At 66.6% G+C, this 23,353-nt stretch carries 17 protein-coding genes; 4 read left to right on the top strand and 13 right to left on the bottom strand.

Translation table 11 applies throughout. The annotated features are described in order from the left end of the window. The first annotated feature begins 112 nt into the window (after positions 1 to 112). A complete protein-coding gene (locus KEC55_RS03055; RefSeq protein ID WP_282506693.1) occupies positions 113 to 5,371 on the top strand; it encodes an autotransporter outer membrane beta-barrel domain-containing protein in 5,259 nt (1,752 codons plus the stop codon). A gap of 84 nt (positions 5,372 to 5,455) precedes the next feature. On the opposite strand, the gene KEC55_RS03050 is transcribed toward KEC55_RS03055, so the two are convergent. From KEC55_RS03050 to KEC55_RS03025, 6 genes are all read right to left on the bottom strand, one after another. Continuing rightward, entirely contained in the window at positions 5,456 to 6,181 is a 726-nt protein-coding gene (locus KEC55_RS03050; protein WP_282506692.1) for an amino acid ABC transporter ATP-binding protein, read from the bottom strand. Next, positions 6,178 to 6,855 (bottom strand): glutamate/aspartate ABC transporter permease GltK, encoded by a 678-nt coding sequence (gene gltK, locus KEC55_RS03045; RefSeq protein WP_282506691.1) that lies wholly within the window; start codon positions 6,853 to 6,855, stop codon positions 6,178 to 6,180. The genes KEC55_RS03050 and gltK overlap by 4 nt, the downstream gene beginning before the upstream one ends. After that, complete coding sequence (locus tag KEC55_RS03040) at positions 6,855 to 7,595, bottom strand: amino acid ABC transporter permease (protein ID WP_059236131.1); 741 nt, start codon at positions 7,593 to 7,595, stop codon at positions 6,855 to 6,857. The genes gltK and KEC55_RS03040 overlap by 1 nt, the downstream gene beginning before the upstream one ends. 84 nt (positions 7,596 to 7,679) lie before the next feature. Then, complete coding sequence (locus tag KEC55_RS03035) at positions 7,680 to 8,573, bottom strand: glutamate/aspartate ABC transporter substrate-binding protein (protein ID WP_282506690.1); 894 nt, start codon at positions 8,571 to 8,573, stop codon at positions 7,680 to 7,682. A gap of 219 nt (positions 8,574 to 8,792) precedes the next feature. Then, positions 8,793 to 10,079 carry a Glu/Leu/Phe/Val family dehydrogenase gene (locus KEC55_RS03030; RefSeq protein WP_176050856.1) on the bottom strand — a complete coding sequence of 429 codons (1,287 nt, stop codon included), beginning with the start codon at positions 10,077 to 10,079 and terminating at the stop codon, positions 8,793 to 8,795. A gap of 281 nt (positions 10,080 to 10,360) precedes the next feature. Further along, on the bottom strand, positions 10,361 to 11,314 hold the full coding sequence (locus KEC55_RS03025; protein ID WP_282506689.1) for a LysR substrate-binding domain-containing protein: 954 nt from the start codon (positions 11,312 to 11,314) through the stop codon (positions 10,361 to 10,363). A gap of 230 nt (positions 11,315 to 11,544) precedes the next feature. On the opposite strand from KEC55_RS03025, the gene purB reads away from it, so the two are divergent. Further along, on the top strand, positions 11,545 to 12,933 hold the full coding sequence (purB, locus tag KEC55_RS03020; RefSeq protein ID WP_282506688.1) for an adenylosuccinate lyase: 1,389 nt from the start codon (positions 11,545 to 11,547) through the stop codon (positions 12,931 to 12,933). A gap of 86 nt (positions 12,934 to 13,019) precedes the next feature. Here purB and KEC55_RS03015 read toward each other — a convergent pair whose 3' ends face one another. Then, positions 13,020 to 14,441, bottom strand: coding sequence for an NAD(P)/FAD-dependent oxidoreductase (locus KEC55_RS03015; protein ID WP_282506687.1), 1,422 nt, complete (start codon positions 14,439 to 14,441; stop codon positions 13,020 to 13,022). A 588-nt stretch (positions 14,442 to 15,029) separates the two neighbouring features. On the opposite strand from KEC55_RS03015, the gene KEC55_RS03010 reads away from it, so the two are divergent. Next, the gene (locus tag KEC55_RS03010; RefSeq protein ID WP_282506686.1) at positions 15,030 to 15,677 is read left to right on the top strand and encodes a TetR/AcrR family transcriptional regulator; all 648 of its coding nucleotides are present in this window, start codon (positions 15,030 to 15,032) and stop codon (positions 15,675 to 15,677) included. 73 nt (positions 15,678 to 15,750) lie between these two features. Here KEC55_RS03010 and KEC55_RS03005 read toward each other — a convergent pair whose 3' ends face one another. From KEC55_RS03005 to edd, 4 genes are all read right to left on the bottom strand, one after another. Next, the gene (locus tag KEC55_RS03005; protein WP_282506685.1) at positions 15,751 to 16,254 is read right to left on the bottom strand and encodes a gluconokinase; all 504 of its coding nucleotides are present in this window, start codon (positions 16,252 to 16,254) and stop codon (positions 15,751 to 15,753) included. A gap of 13 nt (positions 16,255 to 16,267) precedes the next feature. After that, complete coding sequence (locus KEC55_RS03000; protein WP_282506684.1) at positions 16,268 to 17,629, bottom strand: GntP family permease; 1,362 nt, start codon at positions 17,627 to 17,629, stop codon at positions 16,268 to 16,270. Positions 17,630 to 17,848: 219 nt separating this feature from the next. Continuing rightward, positions 17,849 to 18,475, bottom strand: coding sequence for a bifunctional 4-hydroxy-2-oxoglutarate aldolase/2-dehydro-3-deoxy-phosphogluconate aldolase (eda, locus tag KEC55_RS02995; RefSeq protein WP_069232184.1), 627 nt, complete (start codon positions 18,473 to 18,475; stop codon positions 17,849 to 17,851). 19 nt (positions 18,476 to 18,494) lie between these two features. Further along, a complete protein-coding gene (gene edd, locus KEC55_RS02990; RefSeq protein WP_282506683.1) occupies positions 18,495 to 20,351 on the bottom strand; it encodes a phosphogluconate dehydratase in 1,857 nt (618 codons plus the stop codon). A gap of 293 nt (positions 20,352 to 20,644) precedes the next feature. Between edd and KEC55_RS02985 the strand changes: the two genes are divergently transcribed. Then, positions 20,645 to 21,493: a MurR/RpiR family transcriptional regulator gene (locus tag KEC55_RS02985; protein WP_059236154.1), complete on the top strand. Its 849-nt coding sequence runs from the start codon at positions 20,645 to 20,647 to the stop codon at positions 21,491 to 21,493. 111 nt (positions 21,494 to 21,604) lie between these two features. Here KEC55_RS02985 and KEC55_RS02980 read toward each other — a convergent pair whose 3' ends face one another. Together KEC55_RS02980 and KEC55_RS02975 are read right to left on the bottom strand one after the other, a co-directional pair. Then, on the bottom strand, positions 21,605 to 22,027 hold the full coding sequence (locus tag KEC55_RS02980; RefSeq protein ID WP_282506681.1) for a CopD family protein: 423 nt from the start codon (positions 22,025 to 22,027) through the stop codon (positions 21,605 to 21,607). A 19-nt stretch (positions 22,028 to 22,046) separates the two neighbouring features. Continuing rightward, entirely contained in the window at positions 22,047 to 23,318 is a 1,272-nt protein-coding gene (locus tag KEC55_RS02975) for a glutamate-5-semialdehyde dehydrogenase (RefSeq protein WP_282506680.1), read from the bottom strand. Positions 23,319 to 23,353: the final 35 nt, after the last annotated feature.

Raw genomic sequence — 23,353 nt, 5'->3', positions numbered from 1 at the left:
GACACGCAGCCATAGCCGCCGCACGCCCCCTTCGGATTATTTCGCCACCGCGGATTGCGAATTCGCCGAGCTGCGGCGAATGCCACTTCAAAACAAGAAAGAGGGGCTTGTCGTGAATCACTCATTTCGATCGATATGGAGCGAAGCCGCCGGCTGCTGGGTCGCGGCAGCGGAAACGGCACGGGCGCGCGGCAAGCGCTCAGGCAGCGAATCGGGCACGGGCCGCGGCGCCGCGCATGAAGCCATGCGCCGGCCGCCGCCGCGGGTCGCCGCACTCGGCGCGGCGCTGGCCATGCTGTCGGCCGGCGCCGCGCATGCGTCGACCTGCGGCAACGGCGCGACAATCGCGAACGGCGGCACCTGCGCGGTCGGCACCTTCAACCCGACAGCCAACGACAACCTGGTCGGTTCCGCGACCGTCTCGGGCGGCGACACGGTCGGCGTGACCGGCGCATGGGCCGGCACCGGCGGCAACCCCGGCTACACGCTCACGCCGATCGGCAGCACCACCATCGTGTCGGGCAACCCGAGCCAGCCGCTGCTGTCGCTCGGCGGCAAGACCTACAGCGTCAGCACGCCCGACTCGATCACCGGCACCCGCACGTCGGTCGCGACCTACGACTCGTCCGCATTCACCGCGTCGACGGCCGGCGCGACCAACGTACCCGTCTACAACGACGTGAACGGCAACCAGTACGTGGACACGCGCATCGGCACCATCGGCCGCACCGGCGGCACGCTCGACGTGTCGATCGGCAATGCGGCGAATGCGCCCGATGCAGCCGGCAACGCGATCTCGATGGCCGCGAAGCAGACCGACCTCGCCCTCGCGGACGGCACGGGCACTGCAAAAAGCACCGTCAACTGGAATTCGCGCAACCAGATCTGGTTCACGACCGGCGACTATCTGGCGAGCGGCGGTGCCGTCGGCAACCTCCAGCTCGACGTGCCGGCCTACACGGGCACCTTCACCGCGTTCGACGGCAGCACCTGGAAGGTCACCGACGCCGCGTCGCTCGCCGCGTACAACGACTTTCTCGTGCGCTCGGTGCAAAGCGGCGCGCTCGGCTCGCAGGCTGCCTACGACAGCGCGTTCAGCCAGGCGGTCACGTTCTCGCAGGAAACCTTTCAGTACCAGAACAACGTGTCCGCCGGCGACAAGAACACGCTGCCGATCGATTACCTGTCGGCGATGCACGGCACCGGCGCGAACGCGACGCTGCATATCGGCACGGACGGCCAGATCGACTTCCGCGGCACCAACACGATCGTCTCGAGCTCGGCCGTCCTCGCGGAGAACGGCGCGCACTTCGTCAACGACGGGCGCCTGTCGGGCGACTTCACGCTGGTGCGCCTGCTGAGCGGCGCAAGCGGCGTCAACAACGGCACGATCTCGTCCGGCTACGCGTCCGGCGACAACTTCGACACGAGCGGCAGCGCGCCGCCCGTCAACTTCGGCTTCAACGCCTACACGGAAGGCAACGGTGTGTATGCAAGCGGGATGGGCACCTCGTTCGTCAACAACGGCGTGATGAACGTCGGCGCGTGGACGCTCGACGGCAACCAGCCGAACCTGCAGAACTACGCGGTAGGCGTGACAGGCGGCGCGACCGGGTCGAACGCCGGTACGATCAACGTCGGCGTCAATGCGACGACGCTCGACAGCCAGGTGATCGGCGGCCTCGTCACCAACGACGGCCTCTTCACGAACCAGGCCGGCGGCACGATCTACCTCGGCCGCTCGGCACAGTACGCACCCGGCGGCACGGCAAGCGACGTCGCGCTCTCCGCGCACGCGTATGGCATCCTGCTCGGCAGTTCCGGCACCGGGCGCAACCTCGGCACGATCGTGATCGGTTCGCAGACGCAGAACGGCGCCGCGATGGCAAGCATCGGTTCGTCGTACGGCTATCTGAGCAACGAAGGTACGATCGTCGTCAACGGCGCGGCACCCGGCACGCCGCTCGCCAACGTCGGCATGCTCGCGGCCGATACGGCCGCGACCGTAAGCAACTCCGGCACCATCACGCTGAACGGCGTGAACGGCATCGGCATCATGGTCGTCGGCACCGGGTCGGTGGCAACGACTGCCCTGTCGACCGGCACGATCAACGTGGCCGGCAGCCTCGATCCGGCCTCGGGCACGCGCAACTACGGCGTGTGGGCCGAAGGGCCGCGCGCCACGGCCACGCTCGATGGCGCGCTCAACCTGACGGGCACCGGCGCGATCGGCGTGCACGCACGCTCGGGCGCGACGATCAACGTCGGCGCGAACGCGGTGCCGGCCTTCATGTCCGGCACGAACCAGATCGGCTTCTACGCCTACGGCGCAGGCTCGAAGATCAACGTCGCCGCGCAGCACCTCAGCGTCGACACCGACGACTCGACGCTGTTCCGCGTCGCGGGCGGCGCGGCCTACACGGGCGCGTCGACAGCCGGCGCGCTGACGACCGACGTCAACGGCCAGCGTGCGCGTGGCGTGCTCGCGACCGACGCCGGCACGACGCTGTCGACCGGCAACGCGATCTACAACGTCAACGGCGCGAACGGCATCGCGATCGCGGTCGAGGGGGGCGCGACCGGCACGATCGACGCGGGCGCGACGATCAACCTGAACGCGGCCGGCGCGATCGCGGGCGTCGTCGACGGGCAGGCGCACGATCTCGCCGGCGCGAACGCCGGCGCACCGGTCGCGACGACGCTGACCAACCAGGCCGCCGTGACGTCGTCGACCGCCGGCGTGACGGGCTTCGTCGCGCAGAACCTCGGCACGCTCGAGAACCGCGACACCGTGCTGCTGACCGGCGCCGGCTCGACGGGCGTCGTCGTCGGCACGCAAGGCACGGTGAACAACGCGTCGACGATCCATGTGTCCGACGGCACCGGCGCGCTCGTGCAGGGTGCGTCGGCAACGCTCGCCAACGCGGGCTCGATCGAAGCCGACAACGGAATCGCGGGCGTTCGCCTGACGGGCGCCGGCGCATCGGTCGCGCTGTCGGGCGCCGGCACCGTGATCGCGAACGGCAGCGCCGACGGCGTGCTGATCGACTCGACCGTCACGGGCGGCGGCATCGCGGCCGGCACGACCTCGATCTCGGTCGGCGGATCGGGCAGCGGGATCCGCAACCTCGGCGCGAACACCACGATCGCGCTGGCCGGCACGCAGATCACCACGACCGGCACCGGCGCCGACGGCCTCACGTCGACCGGCGCGGGCGCACGCATCGCGACCGACGCGGCAACGTCCGTCCACACCGCCGGCGCCAACGCGCGCGGCCTGTACGTATCGGGCGCGGATTCGACGCTTTCCGCCACCGGCACGACGGTCGCGACAACCGGCGCCGGCGCGCACGCGGCCGTGATGGACGGCGGCGCAACGGCGCTGCTGTCGGGCGCGACGCTCGCCACGTCGGGCAGCGCGGCCGACAGCGTCGTCGCGCAGAACGGCGGGCGCATCGCCGATACGGGTTCGTCGATCGGCAGCGCGGCCGGCAACGGCGCAACCGCGAACAGCGGCGGCGTGCTCGCGTTGACCGGCACGACGCTCAAGGGCGCGACGGCCGGCGTACTGACGTCTGACACGCTCGCGAACGGCGCGACGAATTCGGTCCTGGTCGACGGCGGCAGCGTGACGTCCGTCGCCGGGCCGGCCTTCTCCGCGCGAGGCGGCACGGCCGACATCGCGGTGCGCAACGGTACGGTCGTGACGGCCGGCAACGGCACGCTGCTGAACCTTGCGAGCGGCAGCAACGTGACGTTCAACGCATCGGCCGTGAACCTCGCGGGCGACATCGTCTCAGACGCATCGAGCACCGGCAACGTGTTCCTCGCGAACGGCACGACGCTGACCGGCAAGATCGATCCGGTCGCACTGACCGTCGACGGCACGAGCACGTGGCGCATGACGGGCAGCTCGGTCCTGAGCAGCCTGAACAACGCGGGCCTCGTCGCATTCACCGCACCCGTCGGTTCGCCGACGCTCACGGGCAGCTACAAGACGCTGACGACCGGCAGCTACGTCGGTAACGGCGGCACGATCGCGCTCAACACGTATCTCGGCGCCGATACGTCGCCGACCGACCGGCTGATCGTGAACGGCGGCGCCGCGAGCGGCACGACCGGTCTGAAGATCGCCAACACGGCCGGCACCGGTGCGCAGACGACCGGCGACGGGATTCCCGTGGTCGTCACGGCCAACGGCGGCACGACCACCGCGTCGGCGTTCCATCTCGCCGGGCCCGTGCAGGCCGGTGCGTACGAATACCGGCTCTATCGCGGCGGGCAGAGCGACGCGAACGGCTGGTACCTGCGCTCGCAGCTCGACCAGACCGACCCCGGCGACCCGATTCACCCGTCGGGCGGCGGCGACGGCGGCAACGGGAATGGCGGCGGCACGCTCGCGTATCGCCCGGGCGTCGCCGGCTACGCGCTCACGCCGCTGCTGAACGCCGACTACGGCTTCTCGACGCTCGGCAAGCTGCATGAGCGCGTCGGCGACATCTACAACGTCGAAAAGCAGCAGCCCGGCAACCGCGACGGCGTATGGGGGCGCATCGGTGGCCAGAGTCTCGATGCCAACGCGGGCCGCTTCGCGGCCGACGAGCGCACGTTCTTCGCGCAGTTCGGCAAGGACTGGACGCTCGACCAGGCGCCGAACGGCGCGGGCAGCACGCATGCGGGCGTGACGGCCAGCATCGGCGTGTCGAACGCGAGCTTCAGCGACATGGCGCGCGCCGACACGCAGAACCTGTCGACGTCGACCGGCTCGGTCGAGATGCACGCGCAGAGCGTCGGCGGCTACTGGACGCGCTACCTGCCGGACGGCACCTACTTCGACAGCGTCGGGCAGGTCACGCACTACGGCAACCGCTATCGCGACAGCTACGGCAACGAGGCGTCGCAGAACGGCTTCGGTATCGCGCTGTCGCAGGAAGTCGGCAAGCCGTTCGCGATCGGCGGCACGCCGATCGCGATCGAGCCGCAAGCGCAGCTGATGTATCAGTACCTGAAGCTGAACGGGTTCAACGACAACGTGTCGGCCGTATCGGGCACGACGACGAACGCGCTGCGCGGCCGCGTCGGCGTGCGCATCTTCAGGCCGAACCTCCAGTCGGATGCGGGCGGCGGCGCCGCGACGCCGTACTTCACGGCCGACGTGCTGCACGACTTCCTGTCGCCGGGCCAGACCGTCGTCGGCGGCACGCCGTTCGCGACGCACCTCGGCCGCACCTGGTACGAGCTCGGCGTCGGCGTGACCGCGGGCTTCGGCAAGTCGGGCGAGCTGTACGCGAACGCAAAGATCGCGCGCAACATCGGCGGCGATTACCGGCGCGGCATCGTCGGGCAGGTCGGCTACCGCTACAGCTGGTAACGTCCGCGGCCAACGGACGAAAAAAAACCGCCCGGCGCTCGGCCGGGCGGTTTTTGCATGGACGCGCGTGAAGCGCGCGAACGCTCAGTGCAGGATCTTCGCGAGGAAGTCCTTCGCGCGTTCCGATTTCGGATTCGAGAAGAAATCGTCCTTGCGGTCGTCCTCGACGATTGCGCCCTTGTCCATGAAGATCACGCGATGCGCGACCTTCTTCGCGAAGCCCATCTCGTGCGTGACGACCATCATCGTCATCCCTTCCTGCGCGAGTTCGACCATCACGTCGAGCACTTCGTTGATCATCTCGGGATCGAGCGCGGACGTCGGCTCGTCGAACAGCATCGCGATCGGATCCATCGACAGCGCACGCGCGATTGCGACACGCTGCTGCTGGCCGCCCGACAACTGGCCCGGGAACTTGTGCGCATGCGCCTTCAGGCCGACGCGATCGAGCAGCTTCATGCCCTTCTCGTTCGCCTCGTCCTTGCCGCGGCCGAGCACCTTGATTTGTGCGAGCGTCAGGTTCTCGGTGATCGACAGGTGCGGGAACAGCTCGAAATGCTGGAACACCATCCCGACCTTCGAGCGCAGCTTCGACAGGTTCGTCTTCTTGTCGCCGACCGACTGGTCGTTCACGAGGATCTCGCCTTGCTGAAACGGCTCGAGGCCGTTCACGGTCTTGATCAGCGTCGACTTGCCCGAGCCCGACGGGCCGCACACGACGACCACTTCACCTTTCTTGACCTCGGTCGTGCAGTCGGTGAGGACCTGAAACTGGCCGTACCACTTCGAAACGTTCTTGATGGAAATCATCTTGTGACCTTTTTCTGGAGACCCTTGACGAGAGCAGACGCCAACGTGCAAATCACGAAATAACATGCGCCGGCGAACAGGACCATCTCGACGGTCGTGCCGTCGCGATCGCCGATGTTGGCCGCCGTGCGGAAGAAGTCCGCGAGACTGATCACGTACACGAGCGACGTATCCTGGAACAGGACGATCGCCTGCGTGAGCAGCAGCGGCACCATCGCGCGGAACGCCTGCGGCAGGATCACGAGTCGCATCGCCTGCGCGTAGTTCATGCCGAGCGCGAACGCGGCGTTCACCTGCCCGCGCGGCACCGCCTGGATGCCGGCACGGATGATCTCGGAATAATACGCGGCTTCGAACAGCGAGAACGCGACCATCGCCGACGCGAGGCGGATGTCGATCGTCGGCGACAGCCCGAGCACGCCCTGCAGCAACTGCGGCACGATCAGGAAGAACCACAGCAGCACCATCACGAGCGGGATCGAGCGGAACACCGTCACGTAGCCCTGCGCGAACCACGCGAGCGGCTTGACGCCCGACAGCCGCATCAGCGCCAGCAGCGTGCCCCAGACGATCCCGACCACGATCGCGATCAGCGTGATCTGGAACGTGATGACCGCCCCCGTCCACAGCGTCGGCAGCGCGCCGGGAATACTACTCCAGTCGAACTGATGCATCACTTGCCTCCGATATAGCCGGGCAGCCGCGTGCGGCCTTCGATCCAGCGCATGAACGACATCACGACGAGGTTGATGATCACGTACGCAAGCGTGACCGCGATGAACGATTCATACGTCTGCGCGGTGTAGTCGACGAGCTGGCGCGCCTGCGCGGACAGGTCGAGCAGGCCGATCGTCGACGCGACGGCGGAGTTCTTGAAGATGTTCAGGAATTCCGACGTGAGCGGCGGCACGATGATCCGGTACGCAACGGGCAGCAGCACGTAGCGATACGTCTGCCATTGCGTGAAGCCCATCGCGAGGCCGGCCGCGCGCTGGCCCTTCGGCAGCGCGTTGATCCCCGAGCGCACCTGTTCGCACACGCGCGCGCCCGTGAACAGGCCGAGACAGATGATCGACGCGGTAAAGAACTGCGTGGTGGGCGGCAGCTGCTTGATCCAGGTGCCGATCGATGCGGGCAGCAGCTCGGGTATCACGAGATACCAGACGAAGAACTGCACGATCAGCGGAATGTTCCGGAAGATCGACACGTACAGGGTGCCGAGCGCGGACAGCCATTTGTTCGGCACCGTGCGCAGCACGCCGAACAGCGATCCGACGATCAGCGCGATGACCCAGGCGACGAGCGACACTTCGATCGTCACCCAGAAGCCGGACATCAGCCATCCGAAATAAGTCGTCGGCTCGCCGGTCGACACGGGGCTCAGGAAGATGCCCCAGTTCCAGTGGTAAGACATGGGCAAGACTCCAGCAAAAAGAGACGGAAGAAGCGTGGCCTCTTCCGTCTCATTAGCGTCATTTCTGCATCAACGACCGTGTGGTCAGTCGAGCGCCTTGTCGTTCGGGTTCGCGTACAGCTTCTTCATCGAATCGGACAGCGGGAAGTTCAGGTTCAGCCCCTTCGGCGGAATCGGGTTCTCGAACCACTTCGCGTAGATCTTCGCGGCTTCGCCCGACTTCTCGACTTGCGAGATCGCGTCGTCGACGACCTTCTTGAAGTCGGCGTCGCCCTTGCGCATCATGCAGCCGTACGCTTCTTCCGATTGCGGCGTGCCGACGATCACCCACTCGCCCGGCTGCTTCGCCTTCGCGCGCTCGCCCGCGAGCAGCGCGTCATCCATCATGAACGCGACCGCGCGGCCCGATTCCAGCGTGTTGAAGGAATCGCCGTGATCCTTCGCGCTGATGATGTTCATGCCCAGTTGCTTCTCGTTGTTCATCTTGCGCAGCAGGCGCTCCGACGTCGTGCCGGCGGTCGTCACGACCGTCTTGCCCTTCAGGTCGGCGAAATCCTTGACGCCCGAATCCTTCTTCGTCATCAGGCGCGTGCCGATCACGAAGATCGTGTCGGAGAACGCCGCCTGCTGCTGGCGCTCGGCGTTGTTGGTCGTCGAGCCGCACTCGATGTCGACCGTGCCGTTCTGCACCAGCGGAATGCGGTTCTGCGACGTGATCGGGATGTTCTTCACCTGCAGGTTCGGCAGGTTCAGCTTCTTCTTCACCGCGTCGACCACCTTCAGCTGGAATTCGCGCGAATAGCCAACCACCTGCTGGTTCTGGTCGTAGTAGGAGAACGGAATCGACGATTCGCGATGGCCCAGCGCGATCACGCCCGTGTCCTTGATCTTCTTCAGCGTGCCCGTCTCCTGAGCATGCGCGCCGCTTGCGAACGCGCAGAGCGCCGCGACCATCAGGACTGCCTTGTGGTATTTCATTTTGGTCATCTCCTTGGCTAAAACCCGCGCCAGTGTATCAAAGTAATATTTTTGAAAGTACTGGTTATTTACCGCACTACGAATCGCCCTGTACGAAGCCTTCCTCCCGGCTTCGGGCGCCCCGAATGCGCGCGCGGGCGATGCCGGATCCGGCACCGCCCGCGAGGGTTCATTTCCGCAATCGGGTGGATTGCGTCATGAATTGATCATAGTCAACGATCAGGGGTAGAGGCCACGCATTTCGCGCGCCATCAGGATGCGCTTGCACGCGACGATGAACGCCGCCGTACGCACCGTCACCTTGTGCTCTTCCGCGACCGCCCACACGCCGGCGAACGCTTCGCGCATCACGCGCTCGAGACGGTGGTTGATCTCGTCTTCCGTCCAGAAGAAGCTCGAGAAATCCTGCACCCACTCGAAGTACGACACGGTCACGCCACCCGCGTTCGCGATCACGTCGGGGATCACGAGCACGCCGTTTGCGCTCAGGATGTCGTCCGCTGCCGTCGTCGTCGGGCCGTTCGCGCCTTCGACGATGATCTTCGTGCGGATCTTCGCTGCATTCTTCTCGGTGATCTGGTTTTCCAGTGCCGCCGGGATCAGGATGTCCGTCTCGACCGTCCAGAACTCGTCGTTCGGCATCGGCTCCGAGCCTTCGAAGCCCGCGACGCCGCCCGTGCGTGCGACGTGGTCGAGCAGCTTGTTCGAATCGAGGCCGGCCGGCTGGTAGATCGTGCCCGTGTGATCCTGCACCGCGATCACCTTCGCGCCCGCTTCCTGGAACAGCTTCGCCGCGATGCCGCCGACGTTGCCGAAGCCCTGCACCGCGATGCGCGCGCCTGCGATTTCGAGGCCCTTCTTCTTCGCCGCTTCCGAACCGACGACGAACACGCCGCGGCCCGTTGCTTCCTTGCGGCCGAGCGAACCGCCGAGCGCGATCGGCTTGCCGGTCACGACGCCGGTCGACGTCTGGCCCTGGTTCATCGAGTAGGTGTCCATCATCCACGCCATCACCTGTTCGTTGGTGTTGACGTCCGGCGCCGGAATGTCGGTGTTCGGGCCGATGATGATGCCGATTTCGCTGGTGTAGCGGCGCGTCACGCGCTCGAGCTCACCACGCGACAGCTTGCGCGGGTCGACGCGGATACCGCCCTTCGCGCCGCCGTACGGCACGTTCACGGCCGCGTTCTTGACCGACATCCATGCGGACAGCGCCATCACTTCCGACAGCGTCACGTCCTGGTGGTAGCGCACGCCGCCCTTGCCCGGGCCGCGCGACACGTTGTGCTGCACGCGATAGCCTTCGAAGTGCGCGACGGTGCCGTTATCGAGCTCGATGGGGCAGTCGACGATCAGGATGCGTTTCGGACGCTTCAGCGTCTCGAGCCAGCGCGACAGCGAGCCGAGGTACGGCGCGACGCGATCGACTTGCTGAAGGTAGTTGCCCCACGGGCCGAGATCGTCGGCGTGCAGGTAGGACGGGATGGACTGCAATTGCGAAGACATGGATGCTCCAACGGTCAACAGGTGCGCACATTGTCGAAAAACCCGTTTTTTTTATCCAATGCCGTTTGCTTATTCGATTATGCGTTTCTTGCATGATCGCGATTTTTCGCAAATCTGCGGTCGATTTGCGCAAGAACGCCCGCGATCGGCCGTGCATCGCGTCGGTGAAAAATCGGATGGCATGCGCGTGGGCCGGCCGCCGGACAGCCGTCCGACAGGCAGCGCAAGCGCGCCGTCAGCCGGCCACGCCCGACCGGCTGCGGAAAATTAACCGCCGGCGGTTAATTTGTGGGATCGCGCAGCTCGTCGCGCACGACGTCCCACAGCGCGCGCACGAGCTTCTGGCGCGGATCGTCGCCCTGCAGCGCGAGCTTGTCGCAGTACAGCCGGATCTCCATCGTCAGCGTGAACGGATGTGCACCGCCGCGCGCCGACCGGTCGAGCCGGATCAGGCGACCGCCCGCGACCGCATCCTCGACCGCGCTGTGCGGCAGGAACGCGACGCCATGGCCCGCGAGCGCCATCGCCTTCAGCCCTTCGGCCATGTCGGTTTCATAGACGCGATCGAGGAACAGCCGCGTCGGCGCGTTCGCGACGATGACTTCGGTCATCCGGCCGAGATACGCGTTCGGCGTATACGACAGGTACGGCACGCGCGCGTCGGCCGCACCCGGCAGCGTATAGCGCGGCCGGCCCGCGCGGCCGGGCGCCGAGAACGGGCTGATCGGCTCGCTGCCGAGGATCAGCATGTCGTAGCGCGCCGGGTCGAGCGCGACCGGGTGACTCGGGTGGTGGTAGCCCATCACGAGATCGCAGCCGCCCTCGACGAGCGACAGCACCGCGTCGTGCACGTTCAGCGCGCGCAGACGCGTGTGGACCTGGCCCATCTTCGCCTCGATCCGCTGCAGCCAGCGCGGGAAATACGTGAGCGACAGCGTGTGCGGCACCGCGAACTCGATCGTCGGCACCGGCGCGCCGACGTGGCCGCGCAGCAGCGTGCGCGCCTCGTGCGCCTGCGACAGCATCGTCAGCGCCTGCTCGTAGAAGATCTGGCCGGCCTGCGTGAGCCGCGTCGGATAGACCGAACGATCGATCAGTTCGGTCGCGAGCCATGCCTCCAGTGCCTGAATCCGCCGCGAGAACGCGGGCTGCGACACATGCCGCAGTTCCGCGGACCGGCTAAAGCTGCGCGTTTCCGCGAGCGAGACGAAGTCTTCGAGCCATTTCAGTTCCATGCAGGCGGGCGCGGCGGGCGGCAGTCGGGAAGAAGCCTGCATTCTACCGGCGGGCGGGCCCGGCCGGCGGCGTCGCGCACGGCCCGGCAAGCCCGCTGCGAACCCGCGCCGGCGGGACATCGGCACGCGGCGGCGGCCGCCGCCCTCCCATACCCGGGATCGTCGCGCGCCAATGGTAAAATGGCGGATTCTCCTCCCCCGCTCGACCCGGCCCCAAGGCCCGCCCGATCATGTCCGACACTCGTCCCGATACGCTTTTCGCCCTCACCGCGCTCTCGCCCATCGACGGCCGCTACGCCAGCAAGACCGAAGCGCTGCGCGACTGGCTCTCCGAAGCCGCCTTCATGCGCCACCGCGTCACCGTCGAGGTGCACTGGCTGATCGCGCTGTCGCGCGCCGGCTTCGCGGAAGTCCCGCGCTTCTCCGATGCGTCCGAGCAGTTCCTGCTGCAGCTCGCCGAGCGCTTCACCGCGCACGACGCCGCCCGCATCAAGGAAATCGAGCGCGTGACGAACCACGACGTGAAGGCCGTCGAATACTGGCTGAAGGAATCGGTGAAGGGCCAGGCCGAACTCGAGAAGGCCAGCGAATTCATCCACTTCGCGTGCACGTCCGAGGACATCAACAACACGTCGCACGGGATGATGCTCGCCGGCGCGCGCGAACACGTGATCCTGCCGGCGCTGCGCACCGTCTACCAGCGCCTCGTCGCACTCGCGCACGCGCACGCCGAGCAGCCGATGCTGTCGCGCACGCACGGCCAGCCGGCCAGCCCGACGACGCTCGGCAAGGAACTCGCGAACGTCGCCGCGCGTCTCGCCCGTGCGATCACCCGCATCGAGAAGGTCGAGATCCTCGGCAAGATGAACGGCGCGGTCGGCAACTTCAACGCCCACCTGTCCGCGTATCCGGAATTCGACTGGGAAGCGTTCTCGCGCGACGTGATCGAAACCCGCCTGAAGCTCACGTTCAACCCGTACACGATCCAGATCGAGCCGCACGACTACATGGCCGAGCTGTTCGACGCCGTGGCGCGCGCGAACACGATCCTGCTCGACCTCGACCGCGACGTGTGGGGCTACATCTCGGTCGGCTACTTCAAGCAGAAGACGAAGGCCGGCGAAATCGGCTCGTCGACGATGCCGCACAAGGTCAACCCGATCGACTTCGAAAACTCGGAAGGCAACCTCGGCCTGGCGAACGCGACGCTGCGCCACCTCGCCGACAAGCTGCCGGTGTCGCGCTGGCAGCGCGACCTGACCGACTCGACCGTGCTGCGTAACATGGGCGTCGCGCTCGGCTACTCGCTGCTCGCGTACGACTCGCTGATCCGCGGCCTCGACAAGCTCGAAGTGAACCCGCAGCGCCTGAACGACGATCTCGACAACTGCTGGGAAGTGCTGGCCGAGCCGGTGCAGACGGTGATGCGCCGCTACGGCATCGAGAACCCGTACGAGCAGTTGAAGGAACTGACGCGCGGCAAGGGCATCACGCGCGAAGCGCTGCAGGAATTCGTCGGCACGCTCGCGATCCCGCAGGACGCGAAGGATCTTCTGCTCGCGATGACGCCCGCGTCGTACATCGGCAAGGCCGTCGAACTCGCGAAGCGAATCGCGTAAGCACCGCCGTCGCCGGACGAAAAAAAGCCCGATGCGAGCAATCGCATCGGGCTTTTTTCATTGGCGGTTCGCCTGCGGCCGGAAGGTCAGAACGAAATCATCCGCCCCGGGTTGAGCGCGCTCATCACGCTCATCGCGGCCTTCGCGGCCGGAATCGCGATCGGCGACAACTGCCGGCCGAGCGGAATCGCACGGTGATCGATGCCCGTGAGCATCGAGAAGTCGTCATTTCGGCCGACGAAATCGTCGCAGATCGCCTTGCCGATCCGCACCGTCTGCGCGACGCCATGGCCGCTCCAGCCTTGCACCATGTACATCGGCACGCGGCCGTCGGTCTTGCGGCTGTCGGTGGCGCCGTTCAGCGTGAAATCGCTGACGCCGCTCCAGCAGTAGTCGAGCGCGAAGCTGCCGTCGACCTGCGGAAACACCGTGTTCAGCCGGGTCAGCAGATACGCGTTGACGTCGGGCTGCGCCCAGCAGGTGCCGGTGCCCTGCCCGCCGAACAGCAGGCGGTTGCCGCGCACCGGCCGGTAGTAGTCGATCTGGAACTGCGTGTCGTACACGGGCATGCCGGCCGGCATCAGCGTCGCGACATCGACATCGAGCGGCGCCGTCACGCTCACGTACGTGAAGAACGGCACCGTGGTTGCCGCACCGTCGTCGAGCAGCCGGAACGTCGTGTTGTGCAGCGCGAGCACGACACCCTTGCGCGCGGTGATGGTGCCGCCCGGCGTCGTCGCGACGACGCCCGCGGGCGTCTCGTCGAGCTCGAGCACCTCGGTGCCCTCGAACAGCGCGCCGCCGTTCAACCGGAAACCGTGCACGAGGCCGCGCACCAGCGCGAGCGGATGGATCTGCCCGCCGATCGCATCGATCGCCGCGCCGTGGTAAAGCCCCGAGCGCACGTAGTCGTCATGCAACTGGTGGCGGCCGACGAGCGTCACGCCCGCGTCGCCGAGATGGCGGCGCGCATCCGCGCCGTCGAGCAGTGCGCTCATGTGGCCCGGGTGAACCGCCGCCGTGATGTGGCCGCGCTTGCGGTCGAGTTCGAGCGCGTAACGTGCGCCGATCGCATCGATCAGGTCCATCGACTCGGTCGACGCGAAGCGCCACAGCCGTTTCGCGTCGTCGTGCGACAGGTGGTCGATCATGTCGGCCGCTTCCCAGCGCGCGAGGCCGGGCGTCAGTTGCCCGCCGTTGCGGCCCGACGCGGCCGAGCCGACGTGGTGCTTGTCGACGAGGATCGTGTCGACGCCCGCTTCCGCGAGATGCAGCGCGGCCGATGCGCCGAGCAGCCCCGCGCCGATCACGAGCACGTCGCACACGGCATCGTGCGCGAGCGGCGCGGTGTTTCCATGGCGCGATAACGACGCCTCGTACCAGTTCGCCGGGCGCTCGCCGTCGTAGCGGGCCGGATCGCACCAGTTCCAGTTGTCTTTTTCGATGTTCAGTTGCGTTTGTTCGAAACGCGATTCGCCCTGGATCAGGGGTTGATTGTTGAAAGTCATGATTGCACTTGCATGGTGGGGCCTGCTCACGCTAATAACGGGCTTGCGAACGTGCCTTGCCGGCCGGAGTGCAAGGAGTGAGGAGCGCCGTTTGGTCAAGCCAAACGCCCCGAAGGAAGTCCCCTTGGGGGACAAGCAACGATCGACGCCGCAATACGGCCGGCAAGGCACGTTCCCCTGTTTGAAAAAATCATTCGTGGGGCTGGCCACCAGAAGGGCCGATCGCTGCGTCATGCTCCTTGCGAATACGTCGAGTATTCGCTTCGTCGCAGTCCTTGCGCTCGGCCCTTCTGGTGGCCAGCGCAAGCCCGTTATTAGCGTGAGCAGGCCCCAGGCCGCCTGTCGAAGAGCCTTCTGGCTTCGCGGGTGGGGCAGCCGGTTCCACATGGGTGTCAACGAGAAAAGGGGCGCGATGGCCCGTGTTGACGGCGGGCACGCTCGTGCCGCCTGAATCCCGGACTGTGCGAAAGCACGTATTGAAAGGTGCCGGGACACCCAATTTCTACACCGCAGAAATAATTCTACAGTGTAGAATAAGCTTTCGTCAAGTTTACAGCCGGTACCGCACCGGCACGCCAGCCCGGATCGATGAAAGACAAACCCGCCCAGGGCCCGCGCGGCCTCGACAAGGAGGCCATCGTCGCGGCCGCGCTCACGCTGCTCGAAGACGTCGGCGAAGCCGCGTTCAGCGTGCGCAAGCTCGCGCAGTCGGTCGGCTGCGACCCGATGAGCGTGCTGTACCACTTCAAGTCGAAGGAAGGCCTGAGCCGCGCGATCGCGAACGCGCTGTCGCGCTCGCTCGTGCCGGTCGACCCGTCGCTGCCGTGGCGCGAGCGGCTGCGCGACCTCGCGCGGCAGTACCGCGCGCTCGCGCTGCGCTACCCGGCCGCGTTCGCACTCCTGCAGCGCCACATGAGCACCGGGCCGGCCGATCTCGCGCACATCGAGGCCGTGCATCGCGCGCTGGCCGACGCCGGCATCCCGCGCGCGGCGCTGCCGGCGGTATGCGTCGGCTGGTATGCGAGCGTGATCGGGCTTGCCGCCGCAGAGGCCGGAGGCCTTACGCGGCCAGCGAACGATGTCGAGCTCGCGGAAATGGAAGCGCTGTCGGATACCGAGCATCCGCTCGTCAGGTCGGCCGCCCCGCTCTACGCGCAGCTCGATCCGGCGGCCGTGCACGACACGATGGTCGACGTGCTGCTCGACGGCATCGCGAAGCAGGCGCCCACGGCCTGACCGGCTCGCGAGCCACCAACGAAAAAGGCGCCCCGAAGGGCGCCTTTTCCATGAAGATTGCCGCGAACCGCGCTCAGTGCTGCTGCGCGATGCCGATCTTCAGCATGACCTGATCGACGATCTGTTCGGGCGTCAGCTCGATGCTGACCTCGATCGCTTCGTCCGGGCCCGGCTCCTCGAGCGTGTCAAGCTGGCTTTTCAGCAGCGACGGATCGAAGAAATGGCCGGTGCGGCTCTTCAGGCGCTCGTGCAACACCTCGAACGAACCCTTCAGATACACGAACCGCACGTCGGTGTCGGACCCGCGCAGCACGTCGCGGTACGACCGCTTCAGCGACGAGCACGTGAACACGGCCGTCTCGCCGGCGCGCTGCTTTTCCTCGATGGCCTCGCGGATCGTGCGCAGCCACGGCCAGCGGTCGTCGTCGGTCAGCGGAATGCCGTGATGCATCTTCTCCTTGTTCGCCGCGCTGTGAAACGCGTCGCCGTCGGTATAGCTGCACGACAGGCGTTCCGCCAGCATTTCGCCAATCAGCGACTTGCCCGCGCCCGACACGCCCATTGCGATCAGAATCATTGCCTACCCCTTGTTACAGAACCATGCTCAGCAGCAGCGTGAAGCCCAGGCCAAGCACCGAGATGATGGTTTCGAGCAACGACCAGGTCTTGAACGTCTGACCGACCGTCATCCCGAAGTATTCCTTGATCAGCCAGAAGCCGCCGTCGTTCACGTGCGAGAAGATCAGCGAGCCCGAGCCCGTGGCGAGCACCAGCAGCTCCGGGCTGACCGTCGTGCCGGCCGCCGCCGCGATCGGCGCGACGATGCCGCAGGCCGTCGTCATCGCGACCGTCGCCGAACCCGTCGCGAGACGCATCAGCGCCGCGACGAACCAGCCGAGCAGCAGCGGCGACAGATGCGCGTGCTTCGCGGTCTCGACGATCTGCTGCGAGATCCCGCTGTCGCGCAGGACGCCGCCGAAGCCGCCGCCCGCGCCGACGATCAGCGTGATCCCGGCGATCGGTGCCAGGCACTCGCTGCAGAACTTCTGGATCTGGTCGCGGTTGAAGCCCTGCAGCTTGCCGAACGTGAAGAAGCTCACGAGCACGGCGATCAGCAGCGCGACATCCGAGTTGCCGGCGAAGCGCAGCAGGTTGTTCGGCAGCGACTTCGGCGTGAACAGCAGGTCGGCCCAGCTGCCGACGAGCATCAGCGCGACGGGCAGCAGGATCGTGAACAGCGTGATGCCGAAGCTCGGCAGTTCGCGCTTGCTGCCATCCGTGCGCGAATCGACGAATTGCGCGGCAAGCGGGTTGTTTTCCGGCAGCTTCACGAACTTCGAGATCGTCAGCGCGAACAGCGGGCCCGCGATGATCGCGGTCGGCACGCCGACGAGCAGGCCAAACGCGATCGTCTTGCCGATATCGGCGCCGTATTGCTGGACGGCCAGCAGCGCGGCCGGGTGCGGCGGGATCAGCCCGTGCACGACGGACAGGCCGGCCACCATCGGCAGGCCGACGACGAGCAGCGACTTGCCGGTGCGCTTCGCGACGTTGAACGCGATCGGGATCAGCAGCACGAAGCCGACTTCGAAGAACACCGGCAGGCCGACGATGATCGCGACGAACATCATCGCCCAGTGGATGTTCTTTTCACCGAACCAGTCGATCAGCGTGGTCGCGATCCGTTCGGCGCCGCCCGATTCGGCCATCATCTTGCCGAGCATCGTGCCGAGGCCGACGACGATCGCAATGTGGCCGAGCGTGCCGCCGGTGCCCGCCTCGAACGACTTGACGATCTTGTCCATCGGCATGCCGACGACGAGACCGAGGCCGAGCGAAACGATGATCAGCACCAGGAACGGGTAGATCTTGAAGCGCGCGATCATCAGGATCAGCGCGGCAATCGCGATCAGCGTGAATACGAGCAGCATGCTGCCTTGAACAGCCCCCATGTGGCACTCCTCCTAGAATTGTTCGAACCGGGCGAGTTGTTGCGAGTATGCCCGGCTATGCAGGTCTCCGAAACACGGGGGGTACCCACCCCGTCAGGACGCTGAATTTTACTTATCTTTACGGCCTGCGGATAGAACCGGTTCCATCAGCAAAAACCCTCGGTAAAACAAGCACTAAGCGCTTGCTCCCGAGGGTCGATTCTTCATTTCATACAAGTATTAGCGGGGAAGCTGGCTCGCGGCTTGCGCGAGGCGCGTGACTTCGGCCCAGTCCTGCGCGGCGAGCGCGGCCTTCGGCGTGAGCCACGAGCCGCCGACGCACACGACGTTCGGCAGTTTCAGGAAATTCGGCGCGGTGTCGACCGTGATGCCGCCGGTCGGGCAGAACTTCAGCGCCGGGAACGGGCCGTGGAACGCCTGCAGCATCGGCACGCCGCCCGCCTGCTGCGCGGGGAAGAACTTCACGATCTCGTAGCCGAATTCGAGCGCCTGGATGATGTCGCTCGGCGTCATCACGCCCGGCAGCAGCGGCAGGCCCGCGTCGAGCGACGCGAGGTGCAGCTCCTTCGTCAGGCCCGGCGACACGCCGAACTTCGCGCCCGCGCGCTTCGCCTGCGCGCAGTGCTCGGGCTTCGTGATCGTGCCGACGCCGACGACGATGTCGTCCGCGAGCTGGCTCGCGCGCTGGATCGCCTCCAGTCCGGCCGGCGTGCGCAGCGTGATCTCGAGCACCTTCACGCCGCCCGCGTGCAACGCACGCGACACGTTTTCGCCCTGCTCGACCGAGTCGAATGCGAGCACCGGAATGACCGGGCCCAGCTTCACGATTTCAGCAATCGTCTTCATTGAATTGGCTCCTTGAAATTCATGCGGCGACGTGGACGGCCGTTTCGCCGACCAGCGCGCCAAAAACCGATGCGCCCTGCTCGGCCGGTGCCGCCGCCGCGCGGAACACGCCGAACAATTCGCGCCCGAAACCGACCTCGTTTTCGGCCTGATGCAGCGGCTGCGCGACCGGGCGCGCGTGCCACTCGGCGTCGTCGACCTCGATGTCGAGCACGCCGGCTTCCGCGTCGATCACGAGCGTATCGCCCGTCTTCACCTTGCCGAGCGGGCCGGCCAGCAAGGCTTCCGGCGACACGTGGATCACGGCCGGCACCTTGCCCGACGCACCCGACATGCGGCCGTCGGTGACCAGCGCGACGTGGAAGCCCTGATCCTGCAGCACGCCGAGCAGCGGCGTCAAACGGTGCAGCTCGGGCATCCCGTTCGCGCGCGCGCCCTGGAAGCGCACGACCGCGACGAAATCGCGCTTCAGCTCGCCGCGATCGAACGCTTCCTGCACGGCTTCCTGCGAATCGAACACGATCGCGGGCGCCGTCACCTTGCGGTGCTCGGGCGCAACCGCCGAAATCTTGATCACGCCGCGGCCGAGCCGGCCCTGCATCAGGCGCAGGCCGCCGTCCGGCTGGAACGGGTCGCGAATGCCGCGCAGCACCTTCGTGTCGTGGCTCTCGGCCGTGCCGTCGACCCACGTCAGCTTGCCGTCGATCAGCTTCGGCTCCTTCGTGTAGTGCGACAGACCCTTGCCGGCGACCGTCGTCACGTCCTCGTGCAGCAGCCCGCCTTCGAGCAGGTTGCGCACCAGGAACGCGACGCCGCCGGCCGCGTGGAAGTGGTTCACGTCGGCCTTGCCGTTCGGGTAGATCTTCGCGAGCAGCGGCACGACGGCCGACAGCTCGTCGAAGTCGTTCCAGTCGATCAGGATGCCGGCCGCGCGCGCGATCGCGACGAGGTGCAGCGTGTGGTTGGTCGAGCCGCCCGTCGCGAGCAGCGCGACGATCCCGTTGACGATCGCCTTCTCGTCGATCACATGGCCGATCGGTGTGTAGTGGCCGCGCTCGACGGTCAGGTCGAGCACGCGGCGCGCGGCCTCGGCCGTGAGCGCGGTGCGCAGCGGCGTGTGCGGATGAACGAATGCCGAGCCCGGCAGGTGCAACCCCATCAGTTCCATCAGCATCTGGTTGCTGTTCGCGGTGCCGTAGAACGTGCAGGTGCCGTGGCCGTGATACGCGGCCGATTCGGCTTCGAGCAGCGCGTCGCGGCCGACCTGGCCGGTCGCGAACTGCTGGCGGATCTTCGCCTTGTCGTCGTTCGACAGGCCGCTCGTCATCGGGCCGGCCGGCACGAAGATCGTCGGCAGGTGGCCGAACTGCAGCGCGCCGATCAGGAGGCCCGGCACGATCTTGTCGCAGATGCCGAGGCAGAGCGCCGCGTCGAACATGTTGTGCGTGAGCGCGATCGCCGTGCCCATCGCGATCGCTTCGCGCGAGAACAGCGACAACTCCATCCCCGGGTTGCCCTGCGTGACGCCGTCGCACATCGCCGGCACGCCGCCCGCGAACTGCGCGACCCCGCCGTTCTCGCGCGCGGCCGCCTTGATGATCTCGGGGAAATCCTTGTACGGCGCATGCGCGGACAGCATCTCGTTGTACGAGGACACGATGCCGATGTTCGGCTCGCGGATCGCCTTGATCGAGAACTTGTCGTTGCCCTCGAGGCCCGCGAAGCCGTGCGCGAGGTTCGCGCATGACAACGCGCCGCGCGCCGGGAACTTGCCCTGCGCGCCGTCGATGCGCTGCAGATAGGCGGAACGGGTCGATTGGCTGCGGGCGATCACGCGTTCGGTGACCTTCGCCAGAGTGGGGTGCAGCGACGTCATGCTGGGCGCTCCTGTATGCCGGCCGACACCGGCGGTTGGAATCGTGGGGACGGTCGAGTGCGTCGACAGAACGAAGCCAGTCTAGTAGAAAAACTACATGCATGCAATGTAGATCGAGCGGCGCGCAACCCTTATACCCGCTACCAGTAAGGCGTTACCTAGTAAAAACCCTAATCACGCTTGCTGCAGTTGCATCAAAAGCGTGGTGGTGATGCTAGTATTTTCATGTAGATTTTCTACAATTCGATTGCGATACACTCGCTCATCCGAACCCGATTTTCACGTGCCGTCCCATGCTGCCTCGCATTGAAGCGATCCGCGCCGACCTGCGCCCGTCCGAGCGCAAGCTCGCCGACTACATCCTCGCCGCACCGCGCGAGGTGCTCGACCTCGCGATGACCGAGCTGTCGACGCGCGCGGGCGTCAGCCAGCCGACGATCGCGCGCTTCTGCCAGGCGCTCGGTTGCAGCGGCTTTCGCGAATTCAAGATCCGGCTTGCGCAGAGCGTCGCGCCGGGCGTGTCGTCGGTCTACCGCGACGTCGAGCCCGACGAACCGGCGCCCGGCATCATCGGCAAGGTGTTCGACCGCACGATCGGCGCACTGATCGAGGTGCGCAACAGCCTGTCCGCGGGCAGTGTCGCCGATGCGATCGCCCTGCTCTCGAACGCGTCGCGCATCGAGTTCTACGGCGCCGGCGGCTCGGGCATCGCCGCGCAGGACATCCAGCACAAGTTCTTCCGGCTCGGCGTGCCGAGTGTCGCGTATTCGGACCCGCACACGTTCTCGATGTCGTCGGCGCTGCTTGGGCCCCACGACGTCGTCGTCGCAATCTCGAACACCGGCCGCACGCGCGACATCGTCGACGCCGCGCGCTCCGCGCTCGCGTGCGGCGCGAAAGTCGTCGCGATCACGCAAAGCCATTCGCCGCTCGCGAAGCTCGCAACCGTGAGCCTCGCGTCGAACGTTGCCGAGGAAACGGACGTGTTCTCGCCGATGACGTCGCGGATGTCGCATCTCGCGATCGGCGACATCCTCGCGGTCGGCGTCGCGCTGTCGCGCGGCCCCGCGCTGATGGAACGGGTCGGGCGCGCGAAGGAAGCGATCACGCGCCGCCGGATCGACGACGGCACGAAGGATTGACGACGCGCGGCGTGCAGTTCGACGCAAAACGCAGCACGTAAACGACGAACGGCGCCCCACGGGGCGCCGTTGCGCATCAAGCGACGCCGGCAACCTCGCCGGCCGCGCCGCTCAGAACGGCTTGATCACGACCAGCGCGACCGCCGCGAGCATGCCGAGCACCGGCAGCTCGTTGAACACGCGATACCACTTGTCGGTGCGCTTGTTTTCGCCACGCTCGAACACCCGCAACAGGTGCCCGCAATAGGCGTGATAGACGATGAGCAGCAGCACGACCGTCACCTTCGCATGGATCCAGCCCTGCCCCTGCCCGATGCCGATCACGAGCCAGAGCCACAGCCCGCAGGCCAGCGCCGGCACCGCGATCATCGTCATGAAGCGAAACAGCTTGCGCGCCATCAGCAGCAGACGGCGTACCGCGGCCGGATCGGTCTCCATGGCCAGGTTCACGTAGATGCGCGGCAGGTAGAAGAGCCCCGCGAACCACGCGGCGATCAGAACGATATGGAACGTCTTGACCCAGAGCATTGCCATTGATGTTGCGCCTCGCGGGTTACTGGCGGCCTTCGCCGTGTCCGAGCACGACGTACTTCAGCGACGTCAGCCCTTCCAGGCCGACGGGGCCGCGTGCGTGCAGCTTGTCGTTCGAGATGCCGATTTCCGCGCCGAGGCCGAATTCGAAGCCGTCCGCGAAGCGCGTCGACGCGTTGACCATCACGCTCGCCGAATCGACTTCGCGCAGGAAACGCATCGCGCGGTCGTGATCCTCGGTGACGATCGCATCGGTGTGATGCGAGCCGTAATGGTTGATGTGCTCGATCGCGGCGTCGAGGCCGTCGACGACCTTGATCGCGAGCACCGGCGCGAGATATTCGGTGTGCCAGTCTTCCTCGGTCGCATCGACGAGCGGGCCGACGCCCGCATCGGCGAGTACCGCGCGCGCCGCAGCATCGACGCGCAGTTCGACCTGCTTGTCGCGATACAGCTTGCCGAGCGGCGGCAGCAGCGCGGCCGCGATGCCGCTCGAGACCAGCAGCGTCTCCATCGTGTTGCAGGTGCCGTAGCGATGCGTCTTCGCGTTGTCGCAGACGGTCAGCGCCTTGGCGAGATCGGCGCGATCGTCGACGTACACGTGGCAGATGCCGTCGAGGTGCTTGATCATCGGCACGCGTGCCTCGTTGATCAGGCGCTCGATCAGGCTCTTGCCGCCGCGCGGCACGATCACGTCGACGTATTCGGTCATCGTGATCAGCTTGCCGACCGCCGCGCGATCGGCCGTCGCGACGACCTGCACCGCGTCCTGCGGCAGGCCGGCCGCCTCGAGCCCCTCGCCGATCAGCTTCGCGAGCGCCGCATTCGATTCGAGCGCTTCCGAGCCGCCGCGCAGGATCGTCGCGTTACCCGACTTCAGGCACAGCGCGGCCGCGTCGATCGTCACGTTCGGGCGCGACTCGTAGATGATGCCGATCACGCCGAGCGGCACACGCATCTGGCCGACCTGGATGCCGCTCGGGCGGTACTTGAGGTTGCCGATCTCGCCGATCGGATCGGCCAGCGACGCGACCTGGCGCAGCCCTTCGACCATCGTCTTCAGCGCCTTGTCCGACAGCGTCAGGCGATCGACGAACGCTGCATCGAGCCCCTTTTCACGGGCGCGGGCGACGTCGCGCGCATTCGCGTCCTTCAGCACCTGCGCGTCGCGTTCGATCGCGCGAGCCACCGCGTCGAGCGCCGCGTTCTTCGCGGCCGTGCTGGCGCGCGCCATCGCGCGGGAAGCGTGCCGGGCGCGGCGGCCCAGGTCGGTCATGTACTGATCGATATCCATCGTGTGACTCGAGATGCGCGCCGCGCGGAGCGGCT

Source organism: Burkholderia cepacia, from assembly GCF_029962485.1.
In the GTDB taxonomy this organism is placed as follows: domain Bacteria; phylum Pseudomonadota; class Gammaproteobacteria; order Burkholderiales; family Burkholderiaceae; genus Burkholderia.
This window is presented reverse-complemented; position numbering and strand designations above follow the sequence as displayed.

Bases quoted from the DNA above. Each gene is read 5' to 3' on its own strand.
- KEC55_RS03050 (WP_282506692.1), bottom strand. From the start codon at position 6,181: ATGATTTCCATCAAGAACGTTTCGAAGTGGTACGGCCAGTTTCAGGTC.
- gltK (WP_282506691.1), bottom strand. From the start codon at position 6,855: ATGCATCAGTTCGACTGGAGTAGTATTCCCGGCGCGCTGCCGACGCTG.
- KEC55_RS03040 (WP_059236131.1), bottom strand. From the start codon at position 7,595: ATGTCTTACCACTGGAACTGGGGCATCTTCCTGAGCCCCGTGTCGACC.
- KEC55_RS03035 (WP_282506690.1), bottom strand. From the start codon at position 8,573: ATGAAATACCACAAGGCAGTCCTGATGGTCGCGGCGCTCTGCGCGTTC.
- KEC55_RS03030 (WP_176050856.1), bottom strand. From the start codon at position 10,079: ATGTCTTCGCAATTGCAGTCCATCCCGTCCTACCTGCACGCCGACGAT.
- KEC55_RS03025 (WP_282506689.1), bottom strand. From the start codon at position 11,314: ATGGAACTGAAATGGCTCGAAGACTTCGTCTCGCTCGCGGAAACGCGC.
- purB (WP_282506688.1), top strand. From the start codon at position 11,545: ATGTCCGACACTCGTCCCGATACGCTTTTCGCCCTCACCGCGCTCTCG.
- KEC55_RS03015 (WP_282506687.1), bottom strand. From the start codon at position 14,441: ATGACTTTCAACAATCAACCCCTGATCCAGGGCGAATCGCGTTTCGAA.
- KEC55_RS03010 (WP_282506686.1), top strand. From the start codon at position 15,030: ATGAAAGACAAACCCGCCCAGGGCCCGCGCGGCCTCGACAAGGAGGCC.
- KEC55_RS03005 (WP_282506685.1), bottom strand. From the start codon at position 16,254: ATGATTCTGATCGCAATGGGCGTGTCGGGCGCGGGCAAGTCGCTGATT.
- KEC55_RS03000 (WP_282506684.1), bottom strand. From the start codon at position 17,629: ATGGGGGCTGTTCAAGGCAGCATGCTGCTCGTATTCACGCTGATCGCG.
- eda (WP_069232184.1), bottom strand. From the start codon at position 18,475: ATGAAGACGATTGCTGAAATCGTGAAGCTGGGCCCGGTCATTCCGGTG.
- edd (WP_282506683.1), bottom strand. From the start codon at position 20,351: ATGACGTCGCTGCACCCCACTCTGGCGAAGGTCACCGAACGCGTGATC.
- KEC55_RS02985 (WP_059236154.1), top strand. From the start codon at position 20,645: ATGCTGCCTCGCATTGAAGCGATCCGCGCCGACCTGCGCCCGTCCGAG.
- KEC55_RS02980 (WP_282506681.1), bottom strand. From the start codon at position 22,027: ATGGCAATGCTCTGGGTCAAGACGTTCCATATCGTTCTGATCGCCGCG.
- KEC55_RS02975 (WP_282506680.1), bottom strand. From the start codon at position 23,318: ATGGATATCGATCAGTACATGACCGACCTGGGCCGCCGCGCCCGGCAC.